The sequence below is a fragment of the Fictibacillus iocasae genome (genome assembly GCF_042665465.1).
In the GTDB taxonomy this organism is placed as follows: Bacteria; Bacillota; Bacilli; order Bacillales; family Fictibacillaceae; genus Fictibacillus; species Fictibacillus iocasae.
Window position 1 is genome coordinate 155,314 of the sequence record NZ_JBHTCP010000014.1, and the last position, 14,399, is coordinate 169,712.

At 43.6% G+C, this 14,399-nt stretch carries 18 protein-coding genes and 1 tRNA gene; 11 read left to right on the plus strand and 8 right to left on the minus strand.

Annotation, left to right across the window (positions count from 1 at the left end; all coding sequences use genetic code 11):
* Positions 1-2: 2 nt before the first annotated feature.
* From ACFQPF_RS09075 to cysC, 3 genes are all read left to right on the plus strand, one after another.
* Entirely contained in the window at positions 3-1,025 is a 1,023-nt protein-coding gene (locus ACFQPF_RS09075) for a glycosyltransferase family 4 protein (protein WP_379748791.1), read from the plus strand.
* Between the two features lie 94 nt (positions 1,026-1,119).
* Positions 1,120-2,211, plus strand: coding sequence for a sulfate adenylyltransferase (sat, locus tag ACFQPF_RS09080; protein WP_379748839.1), 1,092 nt, complete (start codon positions 1,120-1,122; stop codon positions 2,209-2,211).
* 8 nt (positions 2,212-2,219) lie between these two features.
* Positions 2,220-2,810 (plus strand): adenylyl-sulfate kinase, encoded by a 591-nt coding sequence (cysC, locus tag ACFQPF_RS09085; protein ID WP_379748793.1) that lies wholly within the window; start codon positions 2,220-2,222, stop codon positions 2,808-2,810.
* A 50-nt stretch (positions 2,811-2,860) separates the two neighbouring features.
* Here cysC and ACFQPF_RS09090 read toward each other — a convergent pair whose 3' ends face one another.
* From ACFQPF_RS09090 to ACFQPF_RS09100, 3 genes are all read right to left on the minus strand, one after another.
* Positions 2,861-4,102 (minus strand): S8 family peptidase, encoded by a 1,242-nt coding sequence (locus tag ACFQPF_RS09090; protein ID WP_379748795.1) that lies wholly within the window; start codon positions 4,100-4,102, stop codon positions 2,861-2,863.
* Positions 4,103-4,281: 179 nt separating this feature from the next.
* Positions 4,282-4,434 carry a hypothetical protein gene (locus ACFQPF_RS09095; protein WP_379748797.1) on the minus strand — a complete coding sequence of 51 codons (153 nt, stop codon included), beginning with the start codon at positions 4,432-4,434 and terminating at the stop codon, positions 4,282-4,284.
* On the minus strand, positions 4,427-5,365 hold the full coding sequence (locus tag ACFQPF_RS09100; protein WP_379748799.1) for a hypothetical protein: 939 nt from the start codon (positions 5,363-5,365) through the stop codon (positions 4,427-4,429). The genes ACFQPF_RS09095 and ACFQPF_RS09100 overlap by 8 nt, the downstream gene beginning before the upstream one ends.
* 116 nt (positions 5,366-5,481) lie before the next feature.
* Between ACFQPF_RS09100 and ACFQPF_RS09105 the strand changes: the two genes are divergently transcribed.
* The 4 genes from ACFQPF_RS09105 (at position 5,482) to ACFQPF_RS09120 (ending at position 8,527) form a co-directional block, all read left to right on the plus strand.
* Entirely contained in the window at positions 5,482-6,660 is a 1,179-nt protein-coding gene (locus ACFQPF_RS09105; RefSeq protein WP_379748801.1) for a BMQ_0737 family morphogenetic spore coat protein, read from the plus strand.
* Between the two features lie 119 nt (positions 6,661-6,779).
* Positions 6,780-7,676, plus strand: coding sequence for a hypothetical protein (locus tag ACFQPF_RS09110; protein WP_379748803.1), 897 nt, complete (start codon positions 6,780-6,782; stop codon positions 7,674-7,676).
* Positions 7,677-7,744: 68 nt separating this feature from the next.
* Positions 7,745-8,212 (plus strand): hypothetical protein, encoded by a 468-nt coding sequence (locus ACFQPF_RS09115; RefSeq protein WP_379748805.1) that lies wholly within the window; start codon positions 7,745-7,747, stop codon positions 8,210-8,212.
* 99 nt (positions 8,213-8,311) lie between these two features.
* Entirely contained in the window at positions 8,312-8,527 is a 216-nt protein-coding gene (locus ACFQPF_RS09120) for a hypothetical protein (protein ID WP_379748807.1), read from the plus strand.
* Here the strand turns inward: ACFQPF_RS09120 and ACFQPF_RS09125 are convergent.
* The 4 genes from ACFQPF_RS09125 to ACFQPF_RS09140 all read right to left on the minus strand — a co-directional run bounded on the left by ACFQPF_RS09125 (position 8,511) and on the right by ACFQPF_RS09140 (position 11,032).
* Positions 8,511-9,212, minus strand: coding sequence for a DUF421 domain-containing protein (locus tag ACFQPF_RS09125; protein ID WP_379748809.1), 702 nt, complete (start codon positions 9,210-9,212; stop codon positions 8,511-8,513). The two genes, ACFQPF_RS09120 and ACFQPF_RS09125, sit on opposite strands and share 17 nt — an antisense overlap.
* A 71-nt stretch (positions 9,213-9,283) precedes the next feature.
* Entirely contained in the window at positions 9,284-9,718 is a 435-nt protein-coding gene (locus ACFQPF_RS09130) for a GNAT family N-acetyltransferase (RefSeq protein ID WP_379748811.1), read from the minus strand.
* Between the two features lies 1 nt (position 9,719).
* A complete protein-coding gene (locus ACFQPF_RS09135) occupies positions 9,720-10,241 on the minus strand; it encodes a YjcG family protein (RefSeq protein WP_379748813.1) in 522 nt (173 codons plus the stop codon).
* Positions 10,242-10,303: 62 nt separating this feature from the next.
* Positions 10,304-11,032 carry an alpha/beta hydrolase gene (locus ACFQPF_RS09140; RefSeq protein ID WP_379748815.1) on the minus strand — a complete coding sequence of 243 codons (729 nt, stop codon included), beginning with the start codon at positions 11,030-11,032 and terminating at the stop codon, positions 10,304-10,306.
* 134 nt (positions 11,033-11,166) lie between these two features.
* Here ACFQPF_RS09140 and ACFQPF_RS09145 point away from each other — a divergent pair, with 134 nt between their 5' ends.
* Positions 11,167-11,721, plus strand: coding sequence for a phosphatidylglycerophosphatase A family protein (locus ACFQPF_RS09145; protein ID WP_379748817.1), 555 nt, complete (start codon positions 11,167-11,169; stop codon positions 11,719-11,721).
* A 176-nt stretch (positions 11,722-11,897) separates the two neighbouring features.
* Positions 11,898-11,973, plus strand: a tRNA-Val gene (locus tag ACFQPF_RS09150).
* A 189-nt stretch (positions 11,974-12,162) separates the two neighbouring features.
* On the opposite strand, the gene ACFQPF_RS09155 is transcribed toward ACFQPF_RS09150, so the two are convergent.
* Positions 12,163-12,309 carry a Spo0E family sporulation regulatory protein-aspartic acid phosphatase gene (locus ACFQPF_RS09155; RefSeq protein ID WP_379748819.1) on the minus strand — a complete coding sequence of 49 codons (147 nt, stop codon included), beginning with the start codon at positions 12,307-12,309 and terminating at the stop codon, positions 12,163-12,165.
* A 130-nt stretch (positions 12,310-12,439) separates the two neighbouring features.
* Between ACFQPF_RS09155 and ACFQPF_RS09160 the strand changes: the two genes are divergently transcribed.
* Positions 12,440-13,177 carry an SDR family oxidoreductase gene (locus tag ACFQPF_RS09160; RefSeq protein ID WP_379748821.1) on the plus strand — a complete coding sequence of 246 codons (738 nt, stop codon included), beginning with the start codon at positions 12,440-12,442 and terminating at the stop codon, positions 13,175-13,177.
* A 213-nt stretch (positions 13,178-13,390) separates the two neighbouring features.
* Complete coding sequence (locus tag ACFQPF_RS09165) at positions 13,391-14,272, plus strand: cation diffusion facilitator family transporter (RefSeq protein ID WP_379748823.1); 882 nt, start codon at positions 13,391-13,393, stop codon at positions 14,270-14,272.
* Positions 14,273-14,399: the final 127 nt, after the last annotated feature.

Below are 14,399 nucleotides of genomic sequence, written 5' to 3' on the forward strand. Positions count from 1 at the left end.
AAATGAGAATCACATTTCCAATCATAACGCTTTGCAAGGGTGGAGCACAGCGGATGCTGGCTGAACTGGTAAACAGGCTTGCCGCAAAAGGACATGATGTTAAGATTCTAATGCCGTCATATGGGATCGTAGAGTACTCTATTTCGGTACCGGTTATTCGTGTAAGCGGAACGCTGCCTCTCGCTGCTGAATACCCCTTATCCGATGTTATCGTTTCTAACTTTTACACAACCGTAGATTCGGCAGCCCAGGCAAGCAAGATTGGCAGAGGAAAACATGCTCGTCTGAGCTTATGCTATGAGCCGCCTTTTTTAAAGGACAATTTTATCTCTTTTAAAACGTATCATGTGACTAAGAATTTGTTCGTTCTTTCCAAATGGCAGCAAGATATCATTTTTTTAAATCACGGCATTAGAGGCCATATTGTGCCAGTCGGCATTTCTCCTGAATTCAAAAATCTCGGCAACCGCGTTCCGCACGATGCCATTCAAGTAAGTGCCATCTTAAGAAAGCCTGAAGGGGGATACTCCTGGCATCGTGATCAGAACTATTTAATCGAACAGCTGCACAAAGTAATGATGGCTGTACCGTCTATTAAAGTAAACCTCATTATTCCGCCGACAGAATTTGCGGAATCTCCCTCTTTACAACAGCTGAAGAACGCTCCATGGCTTAATGTCTATACTCCTGCCAATGACTTTGAACTCAATTACCACCTTAACCATACCGATATTTTCGTCAGTTCATCTCTATATGATAGTGCATCCATGCCTGGACTTGAAGCGATGAAAACAGGTGCCGCTCTTGTCACGACCTATTCAGGCGGCAACATGGATTATTGCCGCAACGGACAGAACTGTCTTATCTCACACCGCTACGAAGATAAGCTGCATGCCAACGTTATCCAGCTTGTGAACAATACACCACTTCGCAACCGTTTGGCACAAGAAGGCATGAAGGAAGCTCAGAAATGGACATGGGACAGAAGTGCAGCCTTGTTTGAAGCCGGATTACAAAGAATGTAACGATTTTGATTGAAAGCGAATTATAAAGCTAGACAGCGTTAGAAAAGAAAGGAGGCTCGTTTTGAGCGGGAATTTTGTACCTGAAAGATTTGCGATCGGACATAGTCCGTCAACCTCTTTTGTTATTGAATTGGATGATACGGCATTAGCCGATCTGTATTTAATCAGCTGTGGAGCCTATTTTCCGTTAGTCGGATTCATGAACCAAAGTGATTATGATGCCGTACTAAAATCGATGCATCTTAAGGATGGCAGTGTGTGGAGTATTCCTGTTGTGCTCCCTGTATTATCCGAAGAAGCAAATAGTATTCCGATAGGATCTTACGTCAAGCTCATGCAAGGCGATGTAGAGTATGGGTATATGATTTTACAAGAATTCTTTGTGCCGGATAAAGCGTTTGAAGCGTCTTCCGTCTATTTGACTGAAGATCGAGCTCATCCAGGTGTGAAGAAACTGTTTGATCGAAAAGAGGTGTATGCGGCGGGACCGGTATGGATGTCGACAAGGCCAGCTTCTCCATTTCCTTATGCTTCATTTACACCTAATGAAGCAAGAGAACAATTCAAACAGAACGGTTGGAAGACGATCGTCGGATTTCAAACGAGAAACCCGATCCATCGAGCTCATGAGTATATTCAAAAATGTGCTATGGAAACAGTGGATGGCCTTTTTCTCCATCCATTAGTTGGAGAAACGAAAAGTGATGATGTGCCGGCTGCTATTCGAATGGAAAGCTATGATGCACTATTAAGCCGATATTATCCTCCAACCCGTGTTTTGCTAGGTACCTTTCCTGCAAGCATGAGATACGCTGGGCCAAAAGAGGCGGTTCATCATGCACTCGTAAGGAGAAATTATGGGTGCACCCATTTTATCGTAGGACGCGATCATGCCGGTGTTGGCGATTTTTATGGAACGTATGATGCTCAGAAAATCTTTGCCTCCTTTACAGACAATGAGCTTGGCATTACACCCATGTTTTTTGACCATAGCTTTTATTGCAAAGCGTGCGGACAGATGGCTTCTATTAAAACGTGTCCGCATGAAGAAAACGACAGAATGACACTTTCAGGCACTAAAGTAAGAGAGATGCTGCGGCAAGGCATAAGGCCGCCGGGTGAGTTTACACGGCCAGAGGTAGCAGATGTTCTCATTCAAGGCATGAGAGAGAATGAAGGAAAGTGAAACGGAAAATGGATAAAAACATCTTTTGGCAAAACATGTCTGTTAGCAAACAGGACCGCGAGAAGCTGCACGGCCATAAGAGTACCGTGCTATGGTTCACAGGTCTTTCTGGTTCAGGGAAGTCAACGATCGCGGCACACGTAGAAAAGGCTCTCCATGAACGTGGCATCTCCACATATTTGCTGGATGGTGACAATATCAGGCATGGCTTAAATAATGACCTTGGCTTTTCAGCAAATGACCGTACCGAGAATATAAGGCGAATTGGAGAAGTGTCGAAACTCTTTACAGAGGCAGGAGTGATTGTGCTGTCTGCTTTTGTTTCGCCTTATCATTCAGACAGGCAGAAAGTAAGAAGCTTGTTTGAGAGCGGAGGCTTTATCGAAGTATATGTGAAGTGCAGTCTAGAGGAGTGTGAGAGACGCGATCCTAAAGGGCTATATAAGAAGGCGAGAAGCGGCTTGATCGGTGATTTCACTGGAATCAGTGCTCCGTACGAGGAACCCTTGAATCCAGAGATTACGTTAGATACACTTCATCTGAGCCTTGAACAATGCGTGGAGAAAATCGTGTCTTATGTAACGGAAACATATATATAAAAGAAATGAGCGGCCGGAGATCCGGCCGCTTTGCTTTGTGCATCACAATGCTATTGAGAGGTTGTCAGCTTGAACACTTCCTGCAAAAGAAGGCGTGCTTCATTTTCATTGTTAAATACTTGAATCGTTTGCAGCATGATGAGCTTGATTCTCTGCGGAGAATAAGAGGGGTATGCCTGCAGCATTAAAGCCGCAGCACCCGAGCACAATCCTGTTGCCATGGATGTACCGGAAATTTTCATATATTGTCCGTTCAAGACGAGAAGGCCAGGATACTGAAAAGTCAAGGTTGAGTTGGGAGAAATAGGAGCGGTAATGTTGGAGCCTGGAACAAATAGATCAGGCTTTAACAGCCCATCGATTGTAGGTCCTACACTGGTATAGGCTGCCTTTATATCATCGGAAAGAGAAACTGTATCACGGTCATCGATGGCACCTACAGTTAATACACGCGGATGGATACCGGGTGAATTGACCTTTCCGTCTGGACCCGAATTCCCAGCGGCCGCTATTACGAGAATTCCGGCATTAAACGCGGACTCACAAGCTTGAGCAAGCGGATCATTGATGTAGGAGGTGTAGGCTTCCACACCAAGTGAGAGATTCATAATTTTAATATTTAATCGTGCTTTGTTTTGTATGCAATAATTAATTCCCGCGATAACCGTCGAGACGCTGCCATCACCCGTTGCGTTCAAGACTTTAACGCCGACAAGAGTTGCTTCTGGAGCAGGGCTGACATATTTTCCTCCAGACGCGATGCCGTTACCCGCGGCACAGCCGGCGCAATGTGTCCCGTGGCCGTTATCATCATAGGGAGTTGTCCGACCTTGAACAAAATCTACGAACTCGACGATTCTATTAACAGGCTGTACAAAATCTGGATGAGGATGGATGCCTGTATCCAAAACGGCAATCGTGACTCCCTTTCCTGTCAATCCGAACGCGTTCTTTGCATATGATCCACCTACACTAGGTGTGGCTACATCCAGCGACGCTTTAACAGGAGCATCTAGATGGAGCATGGCTACGTCTGCGTGATCGGCAAGCTTTCTTATGTTTTCCAGCTTGATTCTCCCAGCTAAGAAATGAATTTCGGAAATGTTATGTGTTTCTTTTTCCGCAGCTGTTAACGAGCATAAATCGGTTATTTTTTTTGCTTTAGCCTCATTCGTTAATCGGATGAGTAGCGGAATAGGATCAGATTTTTGCGAAGTGTTAGATTGAACCGATTTTAAACGGTTTAAAAGTTTTTCATCCAGCTTTTTCTGGCTTTTTAATATCCAATCCATCTATTAAATAAATCTCCCTTCTACTGCTTTGCCTTAAGAAGACAATAACGAAAATGTTCTTTTGCTAAGAACATCCCGTTTTACAGCTTATGCAGACAAGCTCGCAAAGGTATAGATGATTGGTGTATGAATGGATAAAAAAGAACAAAAAAAGCCGGGAGGAATCTCCCGGCTGCGGGTTAAGAGTTTTTTTTAGGCTTCCATGTTACCTTGCCGCAAGTAGAACAGCCTTGCTTTTTAGGCGGTCCGAACAGCGTTTTCACTTTGGAAGCAGCTTTCGCTTTCGCTGCTTTTATCTCTGTGTATTTTTTTTGGACATCCTTTTTATTCATCCTTGCCTCTCCCCTTTTTAAAATTCAGGAACGTATGATTACTATATTCTGATCCTCGGGACGGGGTGTGCTTATTTAACTGAAATGGACGGATGACATCCGTGTTTTTTTTAGGATAAGAGGAGGGAAAGGGTGAGATTACAGAGCGCTGCGGGCTGGATTGGCGAAATGGATTTATCGGGTGAACACGTGTTGGTTGAGAACGTATGTCTGCAGAATTGGAATGATAGACGGCCGATTCGGCAATTTGCCAACTATCGGAATCATCCGTTCGTATTGCTTTTTCTTCTGGTTCTTTATTTCTGGTAATGGAGGAAACCGCCTTTTCAGCAGTCATCCTTTTTTGAGTAGAGGAAAAGGATGGAGCGATTACATTCAATAGTTTATCGTTCAATGTGTGGTAATCCCATTCTGTAATGCTTGACAGCGAAGTGAATTCCTTGCGGAGGCAGATCTGGATGATCATATAAGAGAGATATTCACACATATTCGTCTCATGCTCCGCGCTTATGGTTATGTGAAGCTTCCCTTTTTTAGGCTTTAACGTTATATGCTTGTGCACGGACTTCTGAACACTCGTCACACCATCTGGCTGAACAGGGTTTAAATAGAAGGTTTCACCTGATTCTGTACGTACACTCAATGGCACATGATGCACAGGCTCTAATTGGATGTACAAGTGCTGCAGGGCAGAAGCTTCTGGATGATTGGTTAAGGATATTCCAGTATGCTCCAAAAGTTGGCTTAGCTGTTTGAATTTTTTTGGTGATAGGCCATGCACACCCATCATAAAAGTGGAGAGAGCACCTAATATAACGTTTGCTTCTTCTATTAAACTTAAACCCCAGTAAGGACAGAGAAGCTTGAACTGTTCATATTCCTTCTCTGTGACAGAACAGATCATTTTGCTGTTAAAATACAATTCCTGCACTATGCCACACCTCGGCTTTCTTCTAAAAATAGGCATCTGTTTCTGTGTCATTACCTGCTTCAATTCCATAGTATGTATGGAATCTTAAGAACATGATGAGGAAAGGAAGGGAAAAGATGGGATACAATCACAAGCACATCCCGAAAGCAGCGAACAGCTTGCAGGATGAATGTATACGCGTTCAGAAAGTTTACGACTGGGTGACCGATTCACTTACTGTCCGAAAATCTGTCGCTTTCTCTCCAGAACAGATCAAAAAGATAGAAAAAGCGATGGATGACCCTTGCCGCAGACCGCTTAGAATCGTGACAAAGGTGCCAAAAACACCTCCAGTCTTTCCGCTCTCCGAAAGCGAACCGGGCAAAAAGCACACTGCACATTTTCTGTGTGAACAAGTAGGAGAAAAAAGGAACGTCACGGTTTCCTTAAACGGCGGCTTTGCCGACGCTCAGCTTGTTGATCTGCTGTTCACAACTGACGTAAAAGTTCAGGTAGTCGATCGAACCGGAGAAGTGGTTACAGAGTTAATCGTTAACGCATCTGTATTTGAGTCATTCGTCCTCTGCTATCCAGATGGCACGGATCTCTTCTGCCGAATCACAAAGATCTTTTCAAGAATTCCTTCAGGTACAGTGCTGTTGAACAATCCAGCCCCGATGAGCTTTGATATCGAGATCACATTCTGTGTCGATATTCAAGTAGAAGCTGAAGTGAAGCTTGAAGTGCTGGCGAAGTTCTGCTCACCTCGTGAAAACGATCTTGTAGCACCAGAAGATGTCAACATGTGCCCGCCGATCACGTTCCCGCAGCAATGCCCGGATATTTATCCGCGCCCGAACTGTGATTGCTCTGCAAAGGGTGAGGCGAGCGGATTGACTGGCAATAACGCAACAGAAAGCGGAAGGCTTGCTATCTTAGTGGATATTTGCCCGAACTGCAGCATTACCAACAGCACTTTCCGCCTAAGCTTCAACGATACGAATACGAGCGATGGGCAAAAGGATTTCAACTTTACAGCAACATCATTCGACCAAGATACGCTTTGCTGCGAGCCTTGCCAAAACGGCTTAAAGCTGACAGTATCCGGCGGAGGACGGGCGAGCTCCAACGGTGAATCCTACGACTTTAACCTTGCTATCGTACAAAGCGACGGCAGAAACCAGTTCCAAGTTCAGCTTATCGATGGAGAAGGTGTCACGGTGTTCGAGTCAGGCATCGTTAGTGCAGATTCAGGAGATATTGAACTTGAGGACTGCGTAACATTTGAAGATATCAAGTTCAAACATCAGCCATAATAAGCGTTTTAGAGGAAAAGAGGAGAGGGATTCTCCTCTTTTTTGATTGAAAAAGGAAAAGGCAGGCCACCACCTACATACAATAAGAAAAGGAGCCTATCATTCAAGGGGGAAACAGCATGAATACACAAGATAAATTAAGCTATGAACGATTAATATCGCGAACAGAATATTATAAAGAAAAGGCACTTGATCTAGAGAAGAAATTATTATTCGCAGAAGAGCAAATTGAGAAGCTAGAAAGCGATCTGCAGCAAAACGGGAACGCCGAACTTGTGGAAACAAAAGAAAAAGAACTCACTCATCTGAAAGCGGAAATGGAGGAGCTGGAATATAAGCTAAAGCGTTCTGAAAATGTGGAGCTTGAAAAGAGAATCAGCGGATATGAAGAACTTCTCAGCAAGATTCAGCTTGAATTGAATGAAAAAGATCAGCAGATTGATTTATACCAGCAGCGGATAAAGAGCATGGAAAAAAGGCTGAACATCAATCGAATGCTAGAACCTGTCTTGGCAGGAGAAGATGCTGCGGGGGCTGCACATGAAACGTCTGCCAAAGAGAAAGAAGAGGTACGCTGTACCAGCTATTTTGATTACTCTGTTATCTTTACAGAAGAGAAAAACGGTTTCATTCGAGGCTCCATTCATATGGAAAATACAGGGCTTCAGCCCATTACGAACCCCCACATCTGTTTCAGGTTCTTACCCGCCGAGGCTGCTGCGATGAAAGGGAAGATCCTTTCACTATTGTCCAATCCATCGGCAGAAGAAATCGGGCAGTCACAATGGATGTATATGGACAATGAATGGGCGGCCAGTGCAAAAGACCGTGGTGAACTATGGATATGCCCATTAAAAGAGACAGTCCTTGCTCCAGGAGGACAGCTCTCATTAAATGATTTCCAGATTCCATTTAAAAAACAGATCGACAACAACATTACAGTGGAAGCGTTTCTGTATTTTCATAAGCAAAATTATAAGACGAAGGCCGTTAATCATATTGCGGTCAATTTTTAGGCAGTGTGCCTATACCCCTTCTTTGGTCAAGTGCATAAAATGTACTATACCGAGAAGGAGGTTGTAGAATGTCAGAATCCTACGATAAGAAGAAAATCTACTACACCGATAAGATTATCATCCGTGCCAAAAAGGTCATTATTAAAGAAGAGGATTGCTGGTCAGAGTCATCTAGCAGCCATAAGCATGAATCATCCTTGAAATGTTCCAGCACGAGCAGCTATATCCCAGAATCTTCTTCCAGCAGCTATGTGCCAGAGTCGTCATCCAGCTGCAGCAGCATTGTACCAGAATCGTCTTCCTCAAGCAGTTATATTCCAGAATCTTCTAGCAGCTATATCCGAGAATCGTCGTCATCATCCTCGAGCTCCTGTTCAAGCTCAAGTTCGAGCAGCTATGTCTGTGAATCGTCTTCGTCCAGCAGCTATGTCTGTGAATCTTCCTCCTCTTCATCCAACTGGTGCGATGTCTGTAATCCAAAGAAGAAAAAGAAAAAGAACGACTGCTCAAGTTCACTTTATGATCCTTGGGTTTAACAGAAAAAAGAGCCGCCTGCTGTGAATAAAAGCGACAGGTGCTCTTTTTTGCATACATTTAAACCATTCTGGGTATCGAAGGAAAAGGAGGGGTTTCGAATGTCGTACCTATTGCCAATAACGAATTTTACCTCAGTGCAGTATGCAGAAAGGATGCTTCACCGTTCAAAGGGATTGCCGCGCATCTCTTCTGTCATTCCGGTTCAGCTTTCGCTACGGGATGCAAGAAAAAAGGAGCAAATGCTGCGTCCTAGAACAGAGTACATTCGAAATGCTGGCTGTACAGCCGGATTGTATGTTAATGAGTTGATCTAATTTTCTTAGGAAGCTGTATCGGCATAGCGTGCAGTTCACCTTCCACCATTTCGGCATACATCACCTCTTTTATAGAGTGAAAGCCTTGGTTGGATAGCAGCTGATTCAGCATGTTTTCTGTCAACTGTGCCGTCTTTAAATTGTCATAGATCGTCTCTCCATCAATAATTACAGTAACAGGAAGCTCGGCTTCTTTTCCTTGAAGATGAAGCTCCTCTCGGTTGGCTGAGCCATACATATATTTGGGCAGAACAGAAATGGTGCCATTCGTTTCAAGGATAGCGTAATGAATCTCTCTCATACTGAAATAGCCTTTCTGTCTGATCAGGTTTTGCAGCTGATTCACATCAAGCTTATTCCTTTTTAATTCTTCCCTTACGATTAAGCCTTCTCGAATGACAATTGATGGAGCTCCTTCCAGCATTTTTCGCATTCCTTTGACTTTCTGAGACAAGATTTCAATACCGTAAACTAGACCACCCCAAACAGCGACCGCATAAAATATCATCCATAAGTTTGTTTCTGAGTCATAAATAGCATTTCCGAGCAGTTCACCGAGGATAAGGGATGAAATGAAATCAAAGGGTGTCAGCTGGGTGATTTGAGTTTTGCCCAGTACTTTCGTCAAAATAAACAACGCAATAAATCCAAAAAATAGTTCAGCAGTCAATGACCCGATGTTCACCGCTCACACTCCTTTTTGTATTAGTGTGGACCAATACAAAAGCTTGTAAACAAAAAAACATTGACCCTCATTTAAGGGGCCAATGTTTTCTTCATGGTCACGTGGGGTATTCCTGCGTCAAGAAACGTTTCAGTAGAAATCGTCGTGTATCCTAGTTTACTATAAAAGGGTTCAGCCTGAGTTTGTGCGTTTAATGTAAGAGAGCTATACCCCTTTTGCAAGGAATAGTGCTCCATGGCTTTCATCAATTCATCACCAAGACCTTTTTTGCGAAACCTTTTTTCGACGCAAACGCGTTCCACTTTTCCTCCGTCGCCATATGCTCTTAACCGGCTCGCGCCGACCGGCATGCTGTCCACATACAAGACAAAATGAAGAGATTCTCCTTCAAGGTGGTCAATTTCCTCTTCTTCCGGTATTTCCTGCTCTATGACGAAAACGTTTTTCCTGATGGCCAATGCGTCAAGAAATCCTTCATCAGTCGATAAGTAGGTTTGAATCTGCATTCTAACGGCCGGACCTTCCTTTCAATCTGAATGTTTCATATACGGTCCATGATCCGTTATCAAGCTGATAGAGAAGCTGGAAACGGTCAATCGTCTCAGAATGACGGATATCGAGCATTTTCAGTCTTTCTAAAACATCGGAGTGTTCGTCATCAGATAATTTTTGGCCTAATGTCAGATGCGGAACAAAATTATAAGGCTGCTCATGCTCAAGCGGTCCAGAATATAACTGGTCATGAAGAGCGGAAAGATTGCTGTTTTCTTCCACTTTTAAATAAATCACATTGTTGACAGGGTAAAATGAGCTTACTTTTGTAATATCGATCGTTATAGGATCCGTCTCTGCCGCGATCCGCTCAATATAGGAGATGATGCTCTTAACTTCATTCTCGTCAGCTTCAAAAGGATCTTTCAACGTAATGTGAGGAGCGATTAAAGCATAGTGCGGATCATAGCGTTTACGGTAAGAATTAACTTTATCCTGCAGCATTTTAGATGGAAACATTGCAATTCCATATTTCATAAGTGGTCCTCCTCATCTTTTTGCCTAGTATATCACAACATTCTGTCACTTTCCCACTGCCGTCAGTCTTGAAACATAAAGATAAGAGCGGGTTCGATATCATGCTGCCAGTGAGCCCATAGGTGTCCGCCTTGAAATTCTTTGTATTCATAGTGCAAGTTTTTATCTGTTAAAATCTGGTGAAGCTTTCTGTTAGGATCGAGAAAATTTTTCACCTCACCGCTCGGGACCTTAAAGGCAGATTCTTCAGTTCCGATGGATTGATAGATTTGAATAGTCTGCATTTTATCGCTGGACTTTATCTCTTCCATTAAAACCTCTGGCACATAAGGAGATTGAAGGATGAGCTTTCCGAACGTGTGAGGATAGAGTGTTGCCGCTTTTAATGAGATATAGCCTCCTAATGAATCGCCTATCAGCGCGGTGGATCCACCGAGCATCAGGGTGTTGAATTCTTTTGAGATCCATGGAACAAGTTCATGAGCTAGGAATTTGAGATAGGCATCATGCTTGTCTCCTTCTGGGCGGTATTTGCGGTTACGGTCATCAATTCCTTTATGAAGGACACCAATGAGGATGAATTCTCTTATTGACTCATCTGTCATCAGCCGGTCTGCCGTCTTTGCCAGTTTGCCAAGCTGAAAGTAATCTCGTCCGTCCTGTGCAATTAATACCGGATATTTAATGAGTGTTGAGTATTTGGGTGGAAGATAGACAAATAACTCGATCTCCTCATTTAACTGCGCGCTGTAAAGGGAGCGGTCTTCTATCTTTCCTTGCAGTATAGCCATCTTTTTTGCCTCCTTGAAAAAAAGAACGTAAATATAAATAAGCGCTTACATCGCGTTCATTTTAACATAAGATGGTATAATAAACGTACTAATCGATTTCGCTAAACGCTTACCATTATGAATGAGGTGATGTTTTGAACAGAAGAGTGCACAGTCGTGATGTGGAAGCAGCCGCTAGAGCCTTGCTGATTGAACGAGGTGTTACGACACCTGATATAGCTGAGATCGTCTATGAAATGCAGGCGCCTTTTTCCCCGAACTTATCGCTGGCAGAGTGTGTGGAGAGCGTAGAGGCCGTGCTTACCAAGCGTGAGATTCAGCACGCGGTGCTTGTCGGAGTAGAACTGGATAAACTGGCAGAAAGAAAGATGCTATCAGAGCCATTGCAGTCCATCGTTGAAAGTGATGAAGGCTTGTTCGGCGTCGATGAAACGATTGCCCTTGGAGCTGTATTCGGTTATGGAAGTATCGCAGTCACTACATTCGGCCATCTGGACAAATATAAGACTGGCATCATCCGCAAACTGGATACGAAAACATCAGAAGGTATTCATACGTTCCTCGATGATCTTGTTGCAAGCATTGCTGCGAACGCATCTAGCAGGCTGGCACACAGGCTGCGCGACAGAGAAGAGAACCTCAGCCCGATTGAACTGAAACTGCATGATGAGGAAGAAAAGATCGGGTGACGTTTTAAATTAAGGGGTCCGGTACCATTAATCAAGGCATGCTGATCAGAAGCGGTTTGGCTAGGTTGGTACCGGTACCTGTCCCTTACGAAAAAAAAGAAGAAAAAAGTTTCGTAATCTAGTTGACAGCTTGCTTGCTTTCGAGTAAAGTAGGTATTGTCTTTAATACATAAGTTGATCCGATAGCTCAGCTGGGAGAGCGCTACCTTGACAGGGTAGAGGTCGGGGGTTCGAACCCCTCTCGGGTCACCATAACTTTGATATGAATAAGAATACATAGATAAACAGAGCCGCTCAACTGCTGAGCGGCTCTGTTTTAATTTATAGAAATAAATGATGAGCGATTCTGTTCGGGCTCTTAGTTGAAAATTGAGAAATTGAGATTAGCCTTACACAAACAAAAGACTGAAACAGCATCGTTTCAGCCTAACCGGCCTTTCTTTATGCACTGGTTTTCTTTAACGTCTGAAGAAGGTCAAGCAGCCTGTCAAGCTCCTGGCTGCACCGTATGGTCTCATTGGCTGTCATCCCGAAAACCCTTGCTGTGTGAATCAGCTGCTTTCTTTTTAATTCTATTAAATAGTCCATTCCTGCGGCCCCCTGAATGACAATCTCTCTAAAAAGGTATATACATACTATCGTAAGAAGATAGTTGATTTTTAAGGGTTTCGGGAAAACTTCCTATCAATCGACAAAAATTTACAGTTGGAGGCGTCATATGAATAACAAACGAACCGTATTGATAACAGGAGCGGCAAATGGAATCGGAAAAGGGATTGCTTCGTATTTTCTAAAAAGAGGATGGAATGCTGTGCTGACAGACATTGATCATCAGGCATTGGCCAAGGTAAGAACAGAGTTCAAGATTTCTCATCCTGAGGCTGAAATCACAGCAAAAGCTGCCGATGTGTCTGATCCTGAAGCCGTAAAAGCATTGTTCGCTTCAGTGGGGCAGCTTGACGCACTCGTTAACAACGCGGGTAAAATGATTTATAAATCGCTGTTTGAGCTGGATGTGGAAGAGTGGGATACCGTGTTGAACACCAACTTACGGGGTGTGTTCCTCTGCTCACGTGAAGGTGCCAAAATAATGAAGAAACAAGAGAACGGTGTCATTATCAATATAGCATCAACACGAGCTTCCATGTCTGAACCCGACACGGAAGCGTATGCGGCTTCCAAGGGAGGAATAGTGGCATTGACCCATGCCTTGGCTGTATCACTCAGTCCATTTCATATCCGAGTGAACTGCATTAGCCCTGGGTGGATTGAAACAGGAGATTATTCATCGCTAAGAGAAGTGGATCATGACCAGCATCTGTCTAATCGGGTCGGCGTCCCAGAGGATATTGCCAGAGCCTGTTATTTTTTGGCGGACACGCAAAATGATTTTATAAATGGGCATAATATGGTGATAGATGGCGGAATGACAAAAAAGATGATATATGAACATTAATTTTTATCAGCACTAATTTGTTGCACTCGGGGAAAAACGTTTCTCTAGACCCACCCGTTTTCTCTTTTTTACACTATGGAAAGGTTAACTTACTTGCACGAATATTTGCTGCTCGGCTAAACAGTTACCGAAGGCTGACTCAACTCAAATGGCTTGGCGTCAGCCAAGTTTCTCAAAGATAAGTAAGTGAATGTGGAAAAGGGAGTCGAACGTATGAACGAAAACATGCAAAAAAAGGTCGAGAGAGGCGTTTACTTCAGCCTTGGTGCCTATATCTTTCTATCGATCGTCAAGCTTGCGGCCGGCTGGAAGTTCTCTTCTGATGCCCTTGTGGCAGACGGATTAAATAATGCAACAGATATAGTGGCTTCTGTTGCCGTATTGATCGGATTAAAAATATCGCGAAAGCCTGCAGATGATGATCATCCTTATGGCCATTTAAGAGCAGAGACCATCGCGTCGATGGTCGCATCTTTTATCATGGTGGTCATCGGTTTGCAGGTATTAATTTCTTCGGTGAAAAAAATTTTTGCAGGTACAGGAGAAGAACCGTCGTTTCTGGCTGCAGCTGTCGCTGTTTTTTCTGGAGTGGTTATGATCGTGATTTACGCAATGAATATGAAAACAGCAAAAGAGACGGACAGCCAGGGGCTAAAAGCAGCCGCTCTTGATAACCGTTCCGATGCACTGGTCAGCTTTGGCGCAGCTGTCGGTATTGCTGGATCACAAATCGGCTTGCCTTGGCTTGATTCTGCGGCTGCCGTACTAGTTGGTTTGATCATTATTAAAACAGGCTGGGATATCTTTTCGGAAACCTCCCATAATCTATCGGATGGGTTCGATTACGAAGAAGGTAAAACGATGGAAAAGCAGATTAAAAGTGTGAGCGGGGTAGAAACAGTCGGTGACCTGAAAGCGAGAAAACATGGCAACCGGGCGATCATTGATGTGACCATTACCGTCGACCCCCAGCTGAATGTCGTAGAAAGCCATGACATTACAGAACGGGTGGAAGATCTTCTTAAAGAAGCTTACCGTGTGGAAAGCATACAAGTGCACGTTGAGCCACATTCCAAGGATAAAAAAACAGAGTGAAGCGGTCACCCGTTTACGCTCTGTTTTTTTCTGTGAAAATAATTAAATCCATAGCTCTTTTGTATACGGATCTTTTTGAAAGGTAATCCTTAAAATATCCTAAAAAGCCAATAAGAAAGCTAAGCTA